Source organism: Hyphomonas oceanitis SCH89 (assembly GCF_000685295.1).
Taxonomy (GTDB): Bacteria; Pseudomonadota; Alphaproteobacteria; order Caulobacterales; family Hyphomonadaceae; genus Hyphomonas; species Hyphomonas oceanitis.
Genome location: NZ_ARYL01000098.1, coordinates 1 through 2,150 on the forward strand (window position 1 = coordinate 1; position 2,150 = coordinate 2,150).

The window sequence follows — 2,150 nt, forward strand, 5'->3', positions numbered from 1 at the left end:
GCGACGGAATCCAGATTCTCAAATACTATCTTGATATCAGCAAGCCTGAACAGGCGCGCCGCCTCGCGGACCGTGATGAAGATCCGCTCAAACAATGGAAGAAAAGCCCGATTGATGCCGTCGCGCTCGAAAAGTGGCGTGACTATACAGCTGCGCGCGATGACATGCTGGGGCGCACGAACTTCATGCACGCGCCGTGGTTCACCGTTCGCACCGACGATAAACGCGAGGCACGATTGAATACGTTCCAGCATATTATCAAATCGATTGATTGTCCGGAAACTAACAAGTCCCTGGCCGTTCCCGATGAGAATATTGTGTCACAGGTCACCAGGAAAACGATTGCAGCCCTGAACCGCTGAACCACGCTGCCTTGTAGCGCACCTGGCTTAGCGCATTCACCCGGGCCAGCGATACGTTCCGGGTCCGGATGAGTGCCGACATGGAAATTCCCGAACACCAGATTGCGATCATTTTGACACGGCCGCAGCCTGCGCTCAAACGGTCGGGACTGTAACGCATGAGGGATTCGCGCGTCATTTGCGTATCACACTGGAGTAAACCCAACCGTTTGCATTCGTTTGATGTCGATGACCCTATCGCAGGCGCGTCAATTCGTTTTCCGCGTCGATTGCGGGCCTGGAGACCGCCAGATGACTGATCGTGAGAATCAAGATGAGGGGCGACCAATCGTTATGGTCTACGTGTCAATCTTCCGTGAGAAACTGGCAAAGCTGGAACGTCGCGGGGACGGCGATAAACCGGAAGCTGTACAGCTTCGCCGGACGCTGGCGCGTATTGATCGCGCCGCTGCTCAATCGAGCCCTTGCGACGGTCGCCAGATCCGGCTGACTGCTGCAGAGTGACGTTCTTTTGTAATGGTCACGTTCACGCGGCGAAACGTCTATCGTCATCAGACCATCGCGCTGTACGTCGATATGCAAATGAACAGGTCGGTCCGACGTCCGTCAATGCACGCCTGATGATGCATCAATTGCCCAGGATGCATCAAAACCAAACCTTGAACAGGCCAAAAGAGAGGACGATCAGTATGGTCCAGCAGCTCAGATAGATTGCCGTGAGCCAAAGTTGCCGACCGGATATGCCTGGGCGTCGGCGGCGAACGCTGCGGATCAAGGCGACAAGGTGAACCGTCAATCCGAGAAGTGCAATCAGCGCAGCGGTTTCTGCAATATAAGGCGCCAGGATTGCACCCAGGCCGGCGCCAAACAGACCAATCCCAAGGCTGGATACGATGCAGTTCAAGACGCGGGGTGACGGACGCGTGGAGTGGCTTGGGTCTTCGGAAGTTTGTCGGTGGTGGCTTTGCCGGGAGATCATCTTGAATTTTCCTGGATTGTGAATTGGTTCGCAGTCCGATCCAGCCGGGAGCCGATAGGACTGCAAGACGAACAGACGCAGACCTTGGCCGCGCATTACACATTTCATTTTTTTCGGCAGATGAACGAAACAAGACGTCCGACCCGCAGGCGCTTCAGCGACATTGCGAGATCTATTCTGGACGCAATCAGGAGGCCGGGATCGCGGCCGTTCGCGCCTCGGAGAGAGCGTGCCAGGTCGGATGCAGCGCCGTCCAGCCAACCTGGCATGATTGGCCTGATATTCGGATATCGTTTCGTTCCCGTCTGGCAGGTCGGCGTATCCTGGCTTGCAGGCGTTTCAAATATATCAGGTGATTTGGAGGACGATTTGATCTGCGGCTACCTCATCCATGCGAGATCCTGCCGGGAGAAATATGGGTTCATCGATTGGTACAGCGCGTGACGAAGGCGACCCAGGCTGCATCACGCATCCGGCTCAACCGTGCGCGGTCCTTATGAGTCAAGGCGCTGCCAGGCGGCAACGCATTGCCATCGCGGCGCCTGCAGATCACAGGAAGTGAACCGGGCTCGTCTTGTGGCGCTGAAACGGGCATCCAGGACGCTGGCTCGGCCTGTCGATCACTCGTGACCTTTTGCTTCAAAGACACGTCAAGGGCGGTGCCGATGGCGGTGGCGACGAGGCGTCAGTACGGGCGTGCTCGTAATTTGTTGGAAGGGGTATCTCATCAGGCCTGGTTGGTCGGAGCCTTTGTCTGGCGGCGGCAAGCAGGCCGAGACCGGTCACCGCCGAAAGCGTGGACCCGATGA

The 2,150-nt window shown here is 56.9% G+C and carries 3 protein-coding genes; 2 read left to right on the top strand and 1 reads right to left on the bottom strand.

Going from position 1 to position 2,150, the window contains the following annotated elements; translation table 11 throughout:
* The coding region (locus HOC_RS20320) for a polyphosphate kinase 2 family protein (RefSeq protein ID WP_035542331.1) at window positions 1–362 on the top strand (362 nt) is incomplete at its 5' end.
* Window positions 363–653: 291 nt separating this feature from the next.
* Window positions 654–866: a hypothetical protein gene (locus HOC_RS20325; protein ID WP_035542333.1), complete on the top strand. Its 213-nt coding sequence runs from the start codon at window positions 654–656 to the stop codon at window positions 864–866.
* Window positions 867–1,008: 142 nt separating this feature from the next.
* On the opposite strand, the gene HOC_RS20330 is transcribed toward HOC_RS20325, so the two are convergent.
* Complete coding sequence (locus tag HOC_RS20330; RefSeq protein ID WP_035542335.1) at window positions 1,009–1,437, bottom strand: hypothetical protein; 429 nt, start codon at window positions 1,435–1,437, stop codon at window positions 1,009–1,011.
* Window positions 1,438–2,150 lie beyond the last annotated feature (713 nt).